The sequence below is a fragment of the Pseudomonas sp. TE3911 genome (genome assembly GCF_054062775.1).
Genome location: NZ_JBSSFP010000001.1, coordinates 1,931,827 through 1,949,704 on the forward strand (window position 1 = coordinate 1,931,827; position 17,878 = coordinate 1,949,704).

Sequence of the window (17,878 nt, forward strand, 5' to 3'; positions counted from 1 at the left end):
TCACACCTCGTCTTCGCGCTGCAGTTCAAACAACAACAGCGAGCGGCCGGTCACCGCGTATTCATGTTCAAAATCAAAGCGTTCCTGACCGCGTACTGCGGTGTCATTGGTATCGAGCATGCAGGTCCAGAACTCACCCTCGGGCACTGGCGGCAGGCGGAAATTGACCATGTCGTGGTGCGCGTTGACCACCAGCAACAAGGTCGCATCGGCACCGGCGCGACGAATCCCGGTTTCCTGGGCGCGGCCGTCCATCAACATGCCGAGGCAGCGACCGTGGCTGTCTTCCCACTGTTCGGTGGTCATTTCGTTGCCGTCGGGTGCGAGCCAGGTTACGTCCTTCACGCCGATGTCTTCGTTATAGTCGCCGACCAGGAAGCGTCCACGTCGCAGGATCGGGTAGGCCAAGCGTAGCTTGATCAAGCGTTTGACGAACTTGAGCAGCGACTTGCCGTCATCGTCCAGTTCCCAGTTGACCCAGCCGATCTCGCTGTCCTGGCAATAGGCATTGTTGTTGCCGTGCTGAGTGCGGGCGAATTCGTCACCGGCGACGATCATCGGCGTGCCTTGGGCCAGCAGCAGGGTGGCGAAGAAGTTACGCATCTGGCGCAGGCGCAGCGCGTTGATTTCCGGGTCGTCGGTGGGACCTTCAACGCCGTGGTTCCAGGACAGGTTGTTGTTGCTGCCGTCCTGATTGTTCTCGTCGTTGTCTTCGTTGTGCTTGTCGTTGTACGACACGAGATCATGCAGGGTGAAACCGTCGTGGGCGGTGATGAAATTCACCGAGCTGTACGGGCGGCGACCGCGATGATTGAACATCTCGCCCGAGGCGGTCATGCGCCCGGCGAAGTCCGCGAGCTGGCCGTCGTCGCCTTTCCAGAATGCGCGCACGGTATCGCGGAAACGGTCGTTCCATTCCACCCAGCCCGGTGGGAAATTGCCCACTTGATAGCCGCCCGGGCCGCAGTCCCAAGGCTCGGCGATCAGTTTGAGCTGACGCAGTACCGGGTCCTGGCGGCAGGCCACGAGGAAACTGTGGCGCTCGTCGAAACCATCGCGATAGCGGCCAAGGATCGTTGCCAGGTCAAAGCGGAAACCGTCGACATGCATCTCGTTGGCCCAGTACCGCAAGGAGTCAGTGACCATTTGCAGCACGCACGGGTGACTCAAGTCCAGGGTGTTACCGGTGCCGGAATCGTTGATGTAGAAGCGCTTGTCGTCAGGCATCAAGCGGTAGTACGAGGCATTGTCGATGCCGCGCATGGACAGGGTCGGACCGCGCTCGTTGCCTTCGGCGGTGTGGTTGTAGACCACGTCGAGGATCACTTCCAGCTTCTGTTCGTGCAGGTGCGCGACCATCTCCTTGAACTCGGCGATCTTGCCGCTGGCCAGGTAGCGCGGGTCGGGGGCAAAGAACGCGATGCTGTTGTAGCCCCAGTAGTTGGTCATGCCTTTTTCCAGCAGGTGCTGGTCGTTGACGAAGGCGTGCACCGGCAGCAGCTCCACCGACGAAATACCCAACTGGCGAATGTGCTTGAGCACATCGTCTTCCATCAACCCGGCGCACGTGCCGCGCACGGATTCACCCACCGAGGGGTGACGCATGCTGATGCCGCGCAGGTGGGTTTCATAAATGATCGTACGGTCCCATGGCACCCGCACCGGCTGGTCGTTACCCCAGGTGTGTGCCGGATCGATGACCTTGCACTTGGGCACGAACGGCGCGCTGTCACGCTCGTCGAAACTGAGGTCGTCGTCGGGATGGCCGATGGTGTAGCCGAACAGTGCTTCGGACCATTTAAGCTCACCTACCAGCTGTTTGGCGTAGGGGTCGATCAGCAATTTGTGGTGGTTGAAACGATGACCATTGGCCGGATCGTAGGCGCCGTATACCCGATAACCGTAAATCAGTCCTGGATGGGCATCGGGCAAGTAACCGTGGAAGATTTCGTCGGTGTATTCCGGCAGCTCGATGCGCTCCAGCTCTACTTCGCCGGCGTCGTCGAACAGGCACAGTTCCACCTTGGTGGCGTTGGCCGAAAACAGCGCAAAGTTGACACCCAGGCCGTCCCAGGTGGCACCGAGCGGGAAGGGCAAACCTTCGCGAATCCGCGACGGTTCATGTTCCTGCGTCGCTTGGTTTTTGTCGGGTTTGCTCATTCAAGTTGCTCCTGCAAGGGTCTTTTTTCAGGCCGAACGCCGCCAGGCTGACGAACGTTCAGCTCACAATCAGTGTGATGAAGTAACCGCCTGCCGAACGCGTCGGCAGGCGGTTGATAGGATTAAGGCTTTGGCTTTTTCGGAGCCGAGGGCTTTTTCGCCGCAGGAGGTGTCGGCTTGCTGGCAACCGGAGCCGGCGGTTTGGCTTTGGCGGGCGGCTTGGGCGCGGCCTTCGGCTTGGCGCCAGCCTTGGGTTTACTCGGCGTCAGCGCTTCGGCTTCGGCCAGCTTGCGCGCCATCTCCCAGTGGCGCGCATCTTCACCATGGGGCTTACCTTCAGACTCCCAGATCTGATGCGCCAGTTCGCGTATGCGTTTGTCTTCAGTACTCATCACAATGCTCCTCACAGAAAATTTTCAGCTTTCTTGATCATCAGGATTGATAAAGACATTGACCGGGAAATCCCCCAGGGCAGTGCTGATCAACAGCTCCTTGTCTGGTGTGACTGCGCCTGTATGAAAAAGTCCCTTCCAGTTTTGAGTTGGTGCGGCGAACGGTAATTTCAGCCGCGTATCGCCCCAAACCTGCGCATTGATCTGGGGATACACACCGTTCTCCAGCAAGTGATGTGACCAGCGTGGAACCACTACCAGCAGGCGTTTGCCCTGGTGTTCGCGACAGAATGCGACCACCCGCTCGGCATGCTGGCCGACCACTTCCAGCGGTGTGTAGGTACCGTTGCGAAACAGCTCAGGCTGGGCCTTGCGCAAGGCCAGCACCTGGGCAATCACCGCCTGTTTGATGCGCCCGTCACGCCAGTTGAACAACAGTTCGCCGATGTCCGTTGGGGTCTCGAGTGCCCGTTGTCGTGCACTGAAATCCACCGGACGACGGTTGTCCGGATCCACCAGGCTGAAGTCCCAGAACTCCGCGCCCTGGTACAGGTCTGGTACACCCGGCACAGTCATGCGAAGCAAGGATTGCGCCAGCCCGTTGAGCGCCCCGGCCGGGGCAATCGCCTGGGCAGCCGCCGCAATTGCGGTGCGCAACGTGCGACCTTCTTCACTGAGCAATAGACGCGACAGAAACGCTTCCACGCCTTGTTCGTAGGCGTCGTTGGGCGCACTCCAACTGCTGTTCAATTTGGCTTCGCGCAGGGCCTTTTGTTGCCACTGCCAGAGGCGTTGTTGATAGCCGTCGAAGTCATCACCCTGGTCCAGCGGCCAACTGCCCAGCAGCACTTGGTAGAGGATCAGCTCATCACCGGCCGACGGCGTGTCGGCATCGCTGCGTAACGGTGCTGCCAGGGTGCGCCACTGCTCAACCTGTTCCACGTACCAGTCGGCGCACTCGCTGAGCACTGCCAGTCGAGCGCGGGTGTCTTCGCCGCGTTTGTGGTCGTGGGTGGCGGTGGCCAGCAGGTTATCCGGGAAGGCTTCCAAGCGCTGTTGGTTGATCGAATGGAATTCGGTCAACGGTGCGCTGAACTGCTCAGTACTGAAGCCCACATCATTACGCGACAGCAGCACCGCTGAGCGATAGAACGCGGTGTCTTCCACGGCTTTGGCGGCCGCGGGCGAGGTCAGTTGCTGGAAGCGTACGCAGGCATGCTTGAGGATCTTGCGCTCACGGCCCACCGGACGTTGGCGCCAAGGCTGGCCGCCGAGGGATTTTTCGAGGTGATCCAGCACCGGCCAGTCGCCCTCGCTCAAGGTGGTGCGGGCACCGTCCATGGCCTGCTGGAACACCGCGTCGTCGGCGGCGCTGCGGCCCAAGGCGCTGATGTAAGTGCGGTACACCGGGAAGTGCACGATCAGTTCCTGCAGGGCGCGGCGAATCGCACCCAGGGTCAGGTCGCGGGTCATCACATCGTCGCGGGCCACTTGCAGGAGCGCTTGGGCGACGCTTTCAAAGTCCCCGCCCAACGAGCCGTTGAGGATCTGCTGGCGGGCCAGACGGGCTTCTTCGATAAACGCTGAGGGCCGTTCGGTATGGCGTGTCCACAGCTCGGCCAGCGGTGCAAAGCCGTCCGGCTGGTGTTGCAGCAAGGACAGTTGGTCCATGAATTCATAACCGGTGGTGCCGTCCACACACCAATCCTCACGCAGGGTTTCGCCTTCACCGAGGATCTTCTCGACAAAGATCGGCAAGTGCCGCCCAGGTGCCAGGGCGTCCACTCGGCGACGCAGCTTGCGGCAATAACCCCGCGGGTCGGCCAGGCCGTCGATATGGTCGATACGTAACCCATCCACCAAACCTTCGCTGATCAGTTCGAAAATCTTGCCGTGGGTGGCCTCGAACACCGCCGTGCGTTCTACGCGCAGGCCACCCAGCTCATTGACGTCGAAGAAGCGCCGCCAGTTGATATCGTCTGCCGCCGTGCGCCAACTCGCCAGACGGTAGGCCTGTTGTTCGAGCAACTGATGCAGGCGGTTGAAACCCTCGGGTTGGCGCCCATCGAACTGGGTCAAGCGGTCTTCGATAGCCGCCAGGACCTCAGTCGCCCGCTCGGCCAGTGCCTGCTTGAGCCAGGCGGCTTCGGCGTAGGTGTCGTCCTGATAGGCGAGGGCGGCGAAACGGTCAGCCAGGGGTTTGAGCGTTTCATCGCTGCCCAGGATCAACGCGTAATCCCGTGGGCAGATCGGGAAGCGATGCTCGTAATGCTCGACATAAAATGCGCCGTGGACCGCATCGAAATGCAATGTCAGGGTGCCGGTCTGTAACGCTTCGCCGTAGTCGCTGCCCAGAAACGGCATCAACAGTTGACCCTTGAGCAGCGGGTCGGGCGAGTGCCACTGGATGTCGAAGAACTCGCTGTACGGGCTCAGGCGGCCCCACTCCAGCAGGTCCAGCCACCACGGGTTATCGGCACCGCCAACGGCCATATGGTTGGAGACGATATCGAGGATCAGCCCCATGTCGTGTTCACGCAGGGCGGCGACCAGGCGGCGCAAGGCGGGTTCACCGCCCAGTTCCGGATTGACGCGGGTCGGGTCGACCACGTCGTAGCCGTGCATGGACCCGGCGCGGGCGCTTAGCAGGGGCGAAGCGTAAAGATGGCTGATGCCTAACTCGGCAAAATACGGCACCAGCGGCACCGCATCGTCCAACGTAAAGCCTTTATGAAATTGAAGGCGCTGGGTGGCGCGCAGGGGCAGTGTCTTCATCGGTCACGCTCATAGGCCTGGTTGCGCGCGACGGCCAATAGTTCAAGGCGGCGCGCGGCTCCGGCATTGTCCAGCAAACTTGAAGCCTCACCCGCCAGGCGTCGGCGCCAATTGGGATGGGTATCGGTGGTGCCGGGCAGGTTGGCTTGTTCTTCGACGCCCAGGGCGTCTTCCAGTGGCAACAACACCAACGGCGCACGGGTATGGCCGAGGTAGCGCACGCTGGCGTCGATCATGTGGTCGGTTTCGTTACGGATCTCGTCAACGAAGTTCTGCGGGTCCTGGCTCAAGGCCTGGCGCAGGGCCTGGCGTTCGCGCAGGCGGTGTTCGCTCCATTGCTCCACGGTGGGCGCATCGATCAGGCCGAGTTGGATGTTCCAATCGATGTCGCGGCTGTGCCACCAACCATTGAGCGTGGGCAAATCGTGGGTGCTGGTAGTGGCCAGGGCGTTGTTCGGCCAGTCGAGAATCGGCGTGAACTGACCATCGTGGCCTTGCTCGAAGAGCAGCACACGCATCCCCAGGATAGAGCGGCTGCTGAGTTTTTCGCGCAGGCCGTCGGGCACAGTGCCGAGGTCTTCACCGAGGACGATGGCTTGATGGCGGTGAGATTCCAGCGCCAACAGACGCAACAGGTCGTCCACCGGGTAATACAGGTAAGCGCCTTCGCGAGGGGATGCGTCCATGGGGATGACCCACAGGCGTTGCAGGCCCATCACATGGTCGATGCGTAAACCACCGGCATGGGCGAAGTTGGCGCGCAGCATCTCGATAAATGCGCGGAACCCATTGCGCTGGAGGCCTTCCGGCGAGAACGCGGAAATGCCCCAGCCCTGGCCCGCACGGTTGAGGATGTCCGGCGGCGCGCCCACGGTCAGGTTGGCCAGCAGTTCATCCTGGCGGCTCCAGGCCTGGCTGCCACCGCCGTCAGCTCCCACCGCCAGGTCGGCGATCAAGCCAACGCCCATGCCACTGCCCTTGGCGGCTTGTTGCGCGCGCTCAAGGCAGCGGGCGATCAGCCATTGGGTGAAGGCGAAGTAGCCGATCTCTTCTCGGTTGTCCTCGGCAAACTTCGCCAGCGCCGGGCTCTGCGGGGTACGCCACTCCTGCGGCCAGTGGCGCCAGTCGAGCGCTTCGCCGGCAGCCGCGCGCACAGCTTGCACCGCTTCAAAGCGACAGTGATTTTCCAGGGCTTCACCGCCGGCCTGGCGGAAACTCAGGAAATCGGCATGTTGCGGATGCTGGCCGTGGCGGAAGTCTTCGTACAGCGCGCGCAACAGGCGTTGCTTGGCTTTGGCGGCGGCGGGCCACTCGATCAGGGTGTGTTGCTCCAGTGCGTGCAGCTCATCCTCCAGACCAAGGGCGTCGATGGCGTTGCGCACTTCACGTTCGCCAAGGATGCAGCCGGGCGAGGCGTACAAGCTGTTGAGGAACAAACGGCTGGACGGCGAATAGGGGCTGTAGCGCCCTGTGTCGGCGCTGAACATCGCGTGCATCGGGCTGATTGCCAGGGCATCGGCGCCGCGCTCGGCGGCAGAACGGGCCAGGTGTTCCAGGGCCAGGGTGTCGCCGAAGCCCCCATCGCCCAGACGGCGCAGCGAGTACAGCTGCGCACTCAGGCCCCAGGCGCGGGCGGGCTGGCTGTCGACCGAGTCGGCGACGCTGTAGCAGTGAGTGGGGGCGACGGCCAGCGTGAAGGTCTGGTCGTTAATGTGCACCTGGTGGTAGCCCAGGGCGATGATGCCCGGCAGCACGGCGGCGCCGTCCAGGCGCAGGTCCAGGGTTTCGCCGTCTTCCAGGCTGACACGGCACAGGGTGTCGGGTTCGAAGTAGTGCGCCAAGTCAAGGCCGTCGCCGCTGTCGACCGTCATCAAGGGCGGCAGGTGTTTGTCTTGTTGCGCCCGCTCCAGTTCCAGCAGGCTGGTATTGATCTCTGCGTCGCTGTCGGCCGGATGACCGAGGCCTTTGAGGACAGCGCGCAGGGCATCGGGTGTCACGCGTTGCGGGCGGCCGTTGGCGTCGATCCAATCGACGGCCAGGCCTGCGCGGCTGGCGAGGATTTCCAGGTTCGCTTCACTCAAGGGTGTTCTCCAACAGGGGAAAGGCTGACGCGCGCGCTGTACGGCGGCAGTTGCGCGCCTTGCTCAGCAGGCGTGGCAAAAAGTAGGTGCTCCGGCGCCGGATGATTCACGGGCGTGGCACTGAGGTTCAGGTCGATCTGCAACAGGCTGCCATTGCCCAATCGCCAGCGGCCTGTCACAGCGCCGTCCGCCAGCACTTGGGCGCCCAGCGCCACACTGCCGGGCAAGTGCGGCACGAGGTGGCGATGGCGCAGGCTCAGCAGTTGGCGGTAGAACTGCGCCTGTTCGCTGTCGGTAAATGTCGGGTTTGATTGCTGGAAGGTAGGCAGGGCGTTGGGGTCAGGGATGCGTTCGCGTCGCTCGGGATCCTGGAATGCGGCGAAGTCGGCAAACTCGTTGCGCCGGCCTTCACGTACCGCTTCGGCCAGTTCGCCGTGGTGGTCGGTGAAAAATAGAAAGGGCTCTTTGGCGTTGACCTCATCGCCCATGAACATCAGCGGGATCATCGGCGACAGCAGCAGCAACGTGGTCGCGGCCTTGAGTGCCTGAGGCGAGCACAGTTGATGCAGGCGCTCGCCCAACGCGCGGTTGCCGATCTGGTCGTGGTTCTGCAAAAACAGCACAAAGGCACTGGGTGGAAGGTGCGCGCTGGGTTCGCCACGGGTGTGGCCATGGCGTGTGGTCTCGCCTTGGTAGATGAACCCTTCGCCCAGGCAGCGCGCCAGCTTGGCTGTGGTGTCTGCGGCGAAGTCGCTGTAATAGGCGTCGGTTTCACCGGTGAGCAGCACGTGCAGCGCGTTATGGCCGTCGTCATTCCACTGTGCATCGAAATCATGCTCCAGCAGGCTGGCCTGGTTGAATTCGTTCTCCAGCACCAGCCAAACGTGGCGACCGGTGTCGACCTGCTGGCGCACACGCTGTGCCAGTTGTTGCAGGAAACCGGGATTGTCGATGGCGTGCACGGCATCCAGGCGCAGGCCGTCGAAGCGGTACTCCATCAGCCACATCAGTGCGTTGTCGAGGAAAAAGTGGCGCACCTCGCGGCGCTCGAAATCGATCCCCGCGCCCCAGGGGGTGTGCACGTCTTCGCGAAAAAAGCCTTGGGCGTATTGGCCCAGGTAGTTGCCGTCAGGACCGAAGTGGTTGTAGACCACGTCGAGGATCACGGCCAGGCCGTGCTCGTGAGCGCTGTCGATCAAGTGCTTGAGCTGCTCGGGCGTGCCGTACGAGGAATGGGGCGCGTAGGGTAGAACCCCGTCGTAGCCCCAGTTGCGTTCGCCGGGGAACTGCGCCAAGGGCATCAACTCAATGGCCGTGACGCCCAGCTCGGCCAGGCGTGGCAGGTGTTTCTCCACGCCGGCGTAGCCTCCCATTGCGCCGACATGCAGCTCGTAGATCACCGCCTCATGCCACGGGCGACCTTGCCATTGGCTGTGCCGCCATTTATAGGCGAGGGGGTCAACCACTCGGCTCCAACCGTGCACATCGCACGCTTGGGCCCGGGATGCGGGGTCGGGCACGTCTTTTTCCCCGTCGATGTTGTAGCGGTAGAGCGTGCCCGCCGGGCACTTTATTTCTACTTCAAACCAGCCCTCTGCCTGCGGCAGCATGGCAACTGATTTGCCGTCTTCCAATTCAACGCTGACATAAAACGCGTCTGGCGCCCACAAGGCAAAACGCGTGTGTTGCGCGTCCAGCATGATTGCGCCGTGGGGCCAGGTTTCTAGAGTCCGTAACGGCATCTATAGAGGCCTCCCTTGATTACTTGACTGATTTCCCCAGGGCCTTGGCCACAAGTTGTTCGTAGAGTTCGGCGTAGGGTTCGACTGCCTGGCACCAATTGAACGGTTGGGTCATGGCACGGCAACGCATGGCGTTGAGCAGGCCTGGGAAAGCGAAGACCTTGAACGCGCGGCTCAGGGCTTCTTCATAACTTTCCACCGTGGATTCATTGAACAGGAACCCGGTGACGCCATTTTCGATAGTGTCTGCCAGCCCGCCGGTATTGCGTGCCACCGGCAGTGAGCCGAAGCGCTGGGCGTACATCTGGCTCAGGCCGCAGGGCTCGTAGCGCGATGGCATCAGCAGGAAGTCGCTGCCGGCAAACATACGGCGCGCGTCGGTTTCGTTGAAGCCGATGCGCACGCCGACTTGGCCCGGGAAGCGCAGGGCCAGTTCGCGCATGGCCTGTTCTTCTTCCGGTTCGCCGCGCCCGATGATTGCGATCTGGCCGCCGTTCTCAACGATGAAGCCAGCCACCGCTTCGGTCAGGTCCAGGCCTTTTTGGTAGACAAGACGCGAGACCACGGCGAACAGCGGGCCGGTGGAATCGTGCAGACCGAACAATTCGCGCACGTGGGCGGCATTGATTGCCTTGCCTTCCCAGTCGCCGATATTGAAGTTGTGAGTCAGGTGTTCGTCGGTGGAGGTTTCCCAGCTTTCATCAATCCCGTTGGGGATACCACTGAGCAGGCCTTGCTGGGTCTTGGCGGCGAGAAAACCGTCGAGGCCGCAGCCAAATTCCGGGGTGGTGATTTCCTGGGCGTAGGTGGCGCTAACCGTGGTGATATGGCTGGAATAAGCCATGCCGGCCTTGAGGAACGACATCTTGCCGTAGAACTCCATGCCTTCCTGCTGCAGGGCGTGGGGCGGGATACCCAGCTCTGGCGTCGAGGCCAGGCTGACCACACCTTGATAGGCCAAGTTATGAATGGTGAACAGGGTCGGCGTACGTGACCCACGCCAGTGCATATACGCCGGGGCCAGGCCAGCAGGCCAGTCGTGGGCGTGCACCAAGTCCGGGCACCAGTGGATCTGTGCGAGGTTGGCGGCGATGTCAGCGGCGGCCAGGCCCAGGCGGGCGAAGCGGATATGGTTGTCCGGCCAGTCGCGGCCGTTGTTGGCACCGTAAGGCGTGCCTTCACGCTCGTAGAGCTCGGGGCAGATCAACACATAAATGACAAGGCCGTCCTTGAGGTCCATACGCCCGATCTTGCATGGCGGCAGCGCTGCGTGGCCGCCCAGTTCACCGATGATGTGGATCGGGTTGTCGCTTTCCATGACCTGCGGGTAGCCGGGGATCAACACGCGCACATCATGCAGGTGAGCCATGGCACGGGGCAGGGCCGCGGAGACGTCGCCCAAGCCACCGGTTTTCACCAGGTCAGCAAACTCGGACGTGACAAACAGCACTTTCTTTCGATTCGGGTTGTGACTCACGATCGGCCGCACAGAGCTTGGCAGGTCGGCCAACGACGTAGGCCCCCCTGCAGGCTGACTGAAACGCTCTCCCTGAGTATCTACTGCGGCACTGATCATAATGCACTCCCATTTTGTTGGTCGGCTAATGGCCCGCTGCCACTAGCTCCGATTGGCCGCATCCTGCGGCCAGGCGCACAAGCACTGTACAAACTGGCAAGGCGTATGCCAGTTGCACGGATTGCGAAAAAAGATTGGATGGACGGGCATGTGCTGTGAAGCGTGTGTGCTCGCCTTACCTTAAAACTGGACCAATGGCAGAGTCGGAAAGTTTAGATTTTTTGCGGGGTTTTTGTTTTGGAACGGACCCATCGGTCATCAGTCTAGGACAGATCCTCATAGCCTGTAGGGTTTCTGGGAAGATTTTGTAGGACAAAAAACTTTTAACCTGAGAGTCAGTGGTTATTAGCCAATTGTCTGTGGGGCACTGGTGTATTTCGAGGTAATGCGGTTTGACCTGGGTTTTGTAGTGAGCAGGCTTGCCCTGCGCTGGGCTGCGAAGCGGCCGCATTAGGGGCACCGCTTATGTACCTGGTGCATCAAGGTGAACCATTTGGGAGCGCTTCGCACTCCGTCGCAGGGCAAGCCTGCTCACCACAGGGGTTGTGGCGCCTGTGGGCAGGAGGTTGTGAGCTTATTTCTGAGCAAACCTCTCACCACAGCGTTGTTTGCGACTGTGGAGTGGGGCTGAGCCGTATTTTGTAGTGAGCAGGCTTGCCCTGCGCTGGGCTGCGAAGCAGCCCCATTGGGAGCACCGCCTATGTACCTGATGCAGCAAGGCGAGCCATTTGGGAGCGCTTCGCACTCCGGCGCAGGGCAAGCCTGCTCACCACAGAGGTTGTGGCGCCCGTGGGCAGGAGGTTGTGAGCTTATTTCTGAGCAAACCTCTCACCACCGCGTTGTTTGCGACTGTGGAGTGGGGCTGAGCCGTATTTTGTAGTGAGCAGGCTTGCCCTGCGCTGGGCTGCGAAGCAGCCCCATTGGGAGCACCGCCTATGTACCTGATGCAGCAAGGCGAGCCATTTGGGAGCGCTTCGCACTCCGGCGCAGGGCAAGCCTGCTCACCACAGAGGTCGCGGCGCCTGTCGCAGCAGGTTGTGAGCTTATTTTCTGAGCAAGCCTGCTCACCACAGGGGTTGTGGCGCCTGTGGCAGGAGGTTGTGAGCTTATTTTTTGAACAAGCCTCTCACCACAGGGTTGTTTGCGACTGTGGAGTGGGGCTGAGCCGTATTTTGTAGTGAGCAGGCTTGCCCTGCGCTGGGCTGCGAAGCAGCCCCATTAGGGGCACCGCCTATGTACCTGATGCAGCAAGGTGAACCATTTGGGAGCGCTTCGCACTCCGGCGCAGGGCAAGCCTGCTCACCACAGAGGTTGTGGCGCCCGTGGGCAGGAGGTTGTGAGCTTATTTTCTGAGCAAGCCTGCTCACCACAGGGGATGTGGCGGCCGTGGACAGGAGGATGTGAGCTTATTTTCTGAGCAAGCCTCTCTCCAGAGGGGCGGCGTGCGCCTCTGCGGTGAGAGGCGCCCTGTATTGGTGCGTCAGCCGAGCGGGCGGATGGGCGCGTTGTTCGCCCAGGCTTGGATATCCTCGATCATCTGCTGGTAGAACTGCCGGTAATTCTGCTCGCTCACATAGCCCACATGGGGCGTGGCCAGCACGTTGGGCAAGCGGCGGAACGGATGATCCAGCGGCAACGGCTCCTCGGCATACACATCCAGTGCAGCCCCCGCCAGGCGACCACGGCTCAATGCCTCAACCAATGCCTGCTCATCCACAATCGGCCCACGCGCGGTATTCACCAGACGCGCCGTCGGTTTCATCCAGCCCAGCGCCTCGGCATCCACCAGGCCGCGGGTGCGGTCGCTGAGTACCAGGTGGATGGTCAGGATATCGGCCTGTTTGAACAGGTCTTCCTTGCTGACCCAGGTCACACCGGCTTGCGTCGCACGCTCCGGCGTGAGGTTTTCACTCCAGGCAATCACGCGCATGCCGAAGACTTGGGCAAATTGCGCGACCTTCTGGCCGATGCTGCCCAGACCAAGGATGCCCAGCGTCTTCCCGTACAGGTCGCCGCCAAGGCCGACCTGCCAGTGCCCGGCGCGCACGGAGTTGGCCTCGGCCAGCAGGTTGCGGGTGGAGGCCATGATCAATGCCCACGTCAATTCCGGCGCCGCCTGTTTATAGCTGTCGGTGCCGCAGACGTGAATGCCCAGGGCCTTGGCGGCGGGGATATCGATGGCCGCGTTGCGCATGCCGCCGGTCACCAGCAACTTGAGGTTCGGCAACCCCTGCAACAGCGCGGCGTCGAATGGGGTGCGTTCACGCATCACGCAAATCACTTCGAACGCTTGCAGACGTTCGATCATTACGGCGGTATCGGCCGGGTAATCGTGCAGGAAGTGCACCTGGCCGACCGACTCCAGCACCGACCAATCCACCACGTCACGGGCCACATTCTGCCAATCATCAATGACTGCGATTTGTACCGACATTCACGAGTGCCTCGAAAAAGGTTGGATTAAAGCGCGTTCAAACCCTGCAACAGCGCTTGGTGAAACTTCGCCGGTTCTTCCATCTGCGGCGCGTGGCCCAGGCCGGGAAACTCCACCAGCGTTGCGTGGGGGATCAGCTTGGCCACGGTTTTGCCCAACACCGCGTAGTTGCCGAGCTTAGCTTTGACCTCGGGCGGCGCGACATCCTTGCCGATGGCGGTGTTGTCGGAGGTGCCGATCAGCAACAGGGTAGGCATCTGCAGGTTCTTGAATTCGTAGTACACCGGCTGGGTGAAGATCATGTCGTAAATCAACGCCGAGTTCCATGCGACCCGCGTATGCCCCGGGCCGTTGCTCAGGCCGGCATACATATCCACCCACCGCTCGTATTCCGGCTTCCAGCGGCCGACGTAGTACGTGTTGAGCTGGTATTGGCGAATCCCATCGGCGCTGACTTTCAGTTCACGGGCATACCACTGGTCGACGCTGAGCGCAGGCACGCCCAGGGCTTTCCAGTCTTCCAGGCCGATGGGGTTGACCAGCGCCAACTGCTCAGTCTGCTCGGGGTACATCAGCGCGTAACGCGTGGCGAGCATGCCGCCGGTGGAGTGGCCGAGCAGGGTGACCTTTTGAATGCCGAGCTTTTCCAGCAGTTGGTGGGTGTTGAGGGCCAACTGCTGGAAGCTGTACTGGTAGTGCTCGGGTTTGCTGGAGCTGCAAAAACCGACCTGGTCCGGTGCGATCACTCGGTAACCGGCATCACTCAGGGCCTTGATCGAGCTTTCCCACGTTGCACCACAGAAATTTTTGCCGTGCATCAGCACGACGGCGCGACCATTGGCGGTGCCTTTGGCCGGCACGTCCATGTAGCCCATTTGCAGGGATTCGCCTTGGGATTGGAATTGGAAATGTTCAAGGGGGTAGGGGTACTGGAAACCTTGCAGCTCGGGACCGTAGGTGGCCGCGAGCGCAGTCGCTGTGCTGGCCGTCAGCAGGCCGGCGATGCAAAAAGCGCGGAATAGAGGCATGGGCGGGGCTCCAGGAAGGGTGTCCGGATGCTCTTTGCGAGGGATTAAGTGGGGATTAACACCCATTGCAGGGTCACGGCGGCCAGCACGGCATAGCGCAGGCCTTTAGCTAGGGTCACCAGCAGCAGAAACCGCCACAAGGGCTCACGCATTACCCCGGCCACCAACGTCAGCGGGTCGCCAATGATCGGCACCCAACTGAGCAGCAGCGTCCAGTGTCCCCAGCGCTGGTAATGGGTGCGCGCTTTTTCCAGTTGCCTGTCGCTGACCGGAAACCAGCGCCGACCCTTGAAGTGCTCCACCCAGCGGCCCAGCCACCAGTTGACCAGCGACCCGAGAACATTGCCCAGGGTCGCGATACCCAACAGCCACCACAGGCCGTAATGCCCGCTGAGCAACAGGCCCACCAGCACCGCTTCCGATTGCAATGGGAGTAAGGTCGCCGCACCAAAGGCGGCGACGAACAGCCCGAGGTAACCCATCAGCATCGATCAGTGCGCCGGGTACTCAGCCACCACGACATCGTTGCCGTCCCGGGTCAGCCCGATGACTTGATAGGCCTCGCTGCGCCCGTCCATTTCCATGCCGGGCGAACCCATCGGCATGCCCGGTGCGGCAATACCCAGCAGGTCGTCGCGCTTGCGCAAGGCCAGCACTTGATCGGCGGGCACGTGGCCCTCGACGAATTTGCCGTCGATCACGGCGGTGTGGCAGGAGCCCAGGCGCGGGGCCACGCCCAGGCGTTGCTTGACGGCACTCATGTCGGCCTCGACATGGTCGTTGACCTTGAAGCCGTTACTTTCCAGGTGGCTGATCCACTTTTTGCAGCAGCCGCAGTTGGCGTCACGGTGCACGTCGATGGGGATGAGGTCAGCGGCCTGGGCCAGGGTGCTGGTGAAGAGGGCTGAAAGCAGGGCCAATCGCAATGGGGTTTTCATCAGGTTTTCGTCCAAGACCAGGCAGTAAGCCGGGCATTCTCCGCGCTTTTTTGAAGGGAGCGCCGTTGTAATGTTTCAAAGTTATACAAGATTCGCGTTTTCAAGGCGGTGCCTGAGCTGGTCCAGCGCAATCGCTGATAGTTCGATCATGCGTTCGTGCAGGCTGGCCAACTGCAATTCGGTTTCATAGGTCAGCACACGCTTGAACAGCGTGCCGTCGTGAAAGGGCAGGAGGAAATAGTGGATGGAACCATCGACGGCGAGGGATGTGAACACCGTCTTGAACTCGTCGGGACGACGGGCGATCTGCACGCGGTAGCTCATGGGCACGCGTACACCCAGCAGGTCGATCATTTCGGTAAAGCGTGCACCGGCGGGGAGCGATCCGGTGGTGCCGGTGTCGGCCCCGAGGGATGTGGGGTGCCATTCATGCCAGCGATCCGGTTGGGTCACGTAGTCGTAAACAGCGTCAATGGGGGCTTGGATAAAGCGTTCCTGACTGATCCGCTCCAAGCGGAACGACTGCTCGACAGCGCGCATGGCACACCTCCTGTGTGGCGGGGCTTAACACTTGGAACTGTCAGAATAGTCCGACTCCCGCGCTTTGCACGGGAGCCTTTAGAGAATTGATCAGCGCACTTTAAAGCGGCCCATCAAGGCGATCACCCGGCCATTGGCATCCAGCAGGCTCTGGGTATTGGTTTCGGTGGCATGGCCGCTTTGTACCAACTCTTCGACCATGTGTCGGATTTGCACCATGCTGCGGTTGATCTCCTCGGTCACCGCGCTTTGCTGCTCGGCGGCTGTGGCGATCTGCGTGCTGAGGTTGTTGATATGGCTCACGGAACCCGCCATTTCATCCAGCCCGGTGTTGACTCGCGCCGTGGCATCCGCTGCCGATTGGCAGCTGGCCTGGGTATTTTCCATGGCCGCGACCGAGGAGCTCACCCCGGCAGTCAGGCGTGCCAGCATCTCGTTGATCTGCGAGGTGCTTGCCTGAGTGCGCGCAGCCAAGGCGCGCACTTCGTCGGCGACCACTGCAAAGCCTCGACCTTGCTCACCGGCCCGCGCCGCTTCAATGGCGGCGTTGAGGGCCAACAGGTTGGTCTGGCCGGCAATGGCGCCGATCACCCCGAGGGTCTCGGTGATGCGTGCGGCGTCCTGGCGCATGTTTTCCACGGTGTGGGTGGCGGCGGCAACTTCGCCGATCAAGGCGCTGACACTGGTGGATGCTTCCCCAACGACCACGCGGGAGCGATCGGCGTGCTCATTGGCGCGCTGAGTGAACGAGGCGGTTTCGGCCGCGTTTTGCGCGACGTTGTCGGCGGTGGAGCTCATCTCGGTGATGGCGGTGACGGTCTGGTCGGTTTCCGAGGCGTGACGCACCAGGATCTGGTTGGTATGGGCCGAGGTCCGTTGCAATTGCTCAAGGCCTGACGACATCGCGCCGGTGGCCTGGGTGACTTCGCCGATCATGTTTTGCAGGTAGACGATGAAGTGGTTCACCGAGTGACCGATGGCGCCGAGTTCGTCTTCGGCGCGGATGGTGATACGTCGCGTGAGGTCGGCATCGCCAGCGGACAGCGCGTCGATATTGGTTTTGAGGATCTTCATGCGCTGCACCAGTTGGCGGATCGCATACGCCGCCAGCAGCACCAGCAGCAACACCATTGGGATCTGCAACAGCGCCAGACTGCCGAGCACGTCATCGCGCTGGGCAGTGATCAGTGAAGTGGGCAGGGCGGTGGCGAGGAACCATGGCGTGCCTTCGATGGGGCGCAGATAGAAAGTGCTGGCCACGCCGCCATTGTCGAACTCGCTGCGTTGCAGTGCCTGGTCGCGATGGGCCAGGGCTTTGCTGACCTGGGTGGCAAATGCCGAGGTGGACGTCAGTTCGCTGATGTTCTTCAACACCACGGGGCTGCTCAGGCGCGAGCTGTTGCTGATGATCTTGCCATCGCCCTCGACGATCAGCATTTGCCCGCCGATGTCTTTTTCCTTGCTGGCCACCAGGTCATTGAAGAAACCCAGGGTCACGTCGATGGTGGCCACGCCATAGGCGGCGCCGTCACGCTGGATCGCCATGGCGCAGTTGGTGCGCGGCTCCTGGCTGGCGTCGTCTTTGTAGGCAGCCGCCCAGGCGCATTGCCCGCGCGGCGAAGCGAGGCCGCCTTTGTACCAGCTCTGGTCGTAATAGTTGGGCGCGGGGTCGCTGTTCCAGAACGTGTTCACCGCCAGCTTGCCCGACGCATCGCGGTGCCAGAACGTGCTGTGCTTGTTGCGGCCCGGCGTGCGCTGGTTGGGCAGCGGCCAGATACCACCACCAAATACCTTCAGTTCACCATATTGGTCGACCAGGCCTGGCAGGACCTTGTCGATGGCATCGCTGTCGAGCAGTGGAATAGTTTGGGTGATGGTGCGTTGCTGGGCCTGAACCTTGTTCAGTTCGCCCTGAATTTGTTCTGCCACCTCACTGATGCGGTTGAGCACCACCTGTTCTTCGGTCTGTCGCAGCTTGGGTGCGACCAACTGGCCGATACCCACGACGGTCAACACGAATAGCACCAGGACGAACAGCACCAGAAACAGGGTATAGCGGGCTTGGATAGAGCGCATTGGGGGCATGGGGTCGTCCTTACGAAGCGTTTATTATCGACGCGGCTTTTTTAGAGCTTCGTTGGGCTATCGGCTTGGAAACGCTTAGCTTTAGGTACGCTCGTGCAAATAAAGTGAAGGGCTAAACGGTTGGGAT

At 61.5% G+C, this 17,878-nt stretch carries 12 protein-coding genes and 1 pseudogene; all 13 read right to left on the bottom strand.

Annotation, left to right across the window (positions count from 1 at the left end):
• Complete coding sequence (gene glgX, locus ACVWXD_RS08815) at positions 1-2,160, bottom strand: glycogen debranching protein GlgX (RefSeq protein ID WP_032885261.1); 2,160 nt, start codon at positions 2,158-2,160, stop codon at positions 1-3.
• 122 nt (positions 2,161-2,282) lie between these two features.
• The gene (locus ACVWXD_RS08820; RefSeq protein ID WP_095184657.1) at positions 2,283-2,552 is read right to left on the bottom strand and encodes a DUF2934 domain-containing protein; all 270 of its coding nucleotides are present in this window, start codon (positions 2,550-2,552) and stop codon (positions 2,283-2,285) included.
• 24 nt (positions 2,553-2,576) lie between these two features.
• Entirely contained in the window at positions 2,577-5,327 is a 2,751-nt protein-coding gene (locus ACVWXD_RS08825; RefSeq protein ID WP_032885258.1) for a malto-oligosyltrehalose synthase, read from the bottom strand.
• Entirely contained in the window at positions 5,324-7,408 is a 2,085-nt protein-coding gene (gene malQ, locus ACVWXD_RS08830; RefSeq protein WP_401381586.1) for a 4-alpha-glucanotransferase, read from the bottom strand. The genes ACVWXD_RS08825 and malQ overlap by 4 nt, the downstream gene beginning before the upstream one ends.
• Entirely contained in the window at positions 7,405-9,150 is a 1,746-nt protein-coding gene (treZ, locus tag ACVWXD_RS08835) for a malto-oligosyltrehalose trehalohydrolase (protein WP_457370874.1), read from the bottom strand. The genes malQ and treZ overlap by 4 nt, the downstream gene beginning before the upstream one ends.
• 19 nt (positions 9,151-9,169) lie before the next feature.
• Positions 9,170-10,726, bottom strand: a complete 1,557-nt coding sequence (gene glgA, locus ACVWXD_RS08840; protein WP_081797612.1) for a glycogen synthase GlgA — start codon at positions 10,724-10,726, stop codon at positions 9,170-9,172.
• A 1,480-nt stretch (positions 10,727-12,206) separates the two neighbouring features.
• Positions 12,207-13,160: a D-2-hydroxyacid dehydrogenase family protein gene (locus ACVWXD_RS08845; RefSeq protein WP_339481489.1), complete on the bottom strand. Its 954-nt coding sequence runs from the start codon at positions 13,158-13,160 to the stop codon at positions 12,207-12,209.
• Positions 13,161-13,186: 26 nt separating this feature from the next.
• Positions 13,187-14,188, bottom strand: coding sequence for an alpha/beta fold hydrolase (locus tag ACVWXD_RS08850; protein WP_181643514.1), 1,002 nt, complete (start codon positions 14,186-14,188; stop codon positions 13,187-13,189).
• Positions 14,189-14,232: 44 nt separating this feature from the next.
• Positions 14,233-14,676: a YqaA family protein gene (locus tag ACVWXD_RS08855; protein ID WP_260366777.1), complete on the bottom strand. Its 444-nt coding sequence runs from the start codon at positions 14,674-14,676 to the stop codon at positions 14,233-14,235.
• Between the two features lie 3 nt (positions 14,677-14,679).
• Positions 14,680-15,126, bottom strand: coding sequence for a DUF411 domain-containing protein (locus tag ACVWXD_RS08860; protein WP_122757531.1), 447 nt, complete (start codon positions 15,124-15,126; stop codon positions 14,680-14,682).
• 81 nt (positions 15,127-15,207) lie between these two features.
• Positions 15,208-15,666 carry an SRPBCC family protein gene (locus ACVWXD_RS08865; RefSeq protein ID WP_032885248.1) on the bottom strand — a complete coding sequence of 153 codons (459 nt, stop codon included), beginning with the start codon at positions 15,664-15,666 and terminating at the stop codon, positions 15,208-15,210.
• Positions 15,667-15,756: 90 nt separating this feature from the next.
• On the bottom strand, positions 15,757-16,602 hold the full coding sequence (locus ACVWXD_RS08870; protein ID WP_371853996.1) for a methyl-accepting chemotaxis protein: 846 nt from the start codon (positions 16,600-16,602) through the stop codon (positions 15,757-15,759).
• 15 nt (positions 16,603-16,617) lie between these two features.
• Positions 16,618-17,751, bottom strand: a pseudogene (locus ACVWXD_RS08875) (HAMP domain-containing protein); the annotation flags it as partial.
• Between the last annotated feature and the right edge of the window lie 127 nt (positions 17,752-17,878).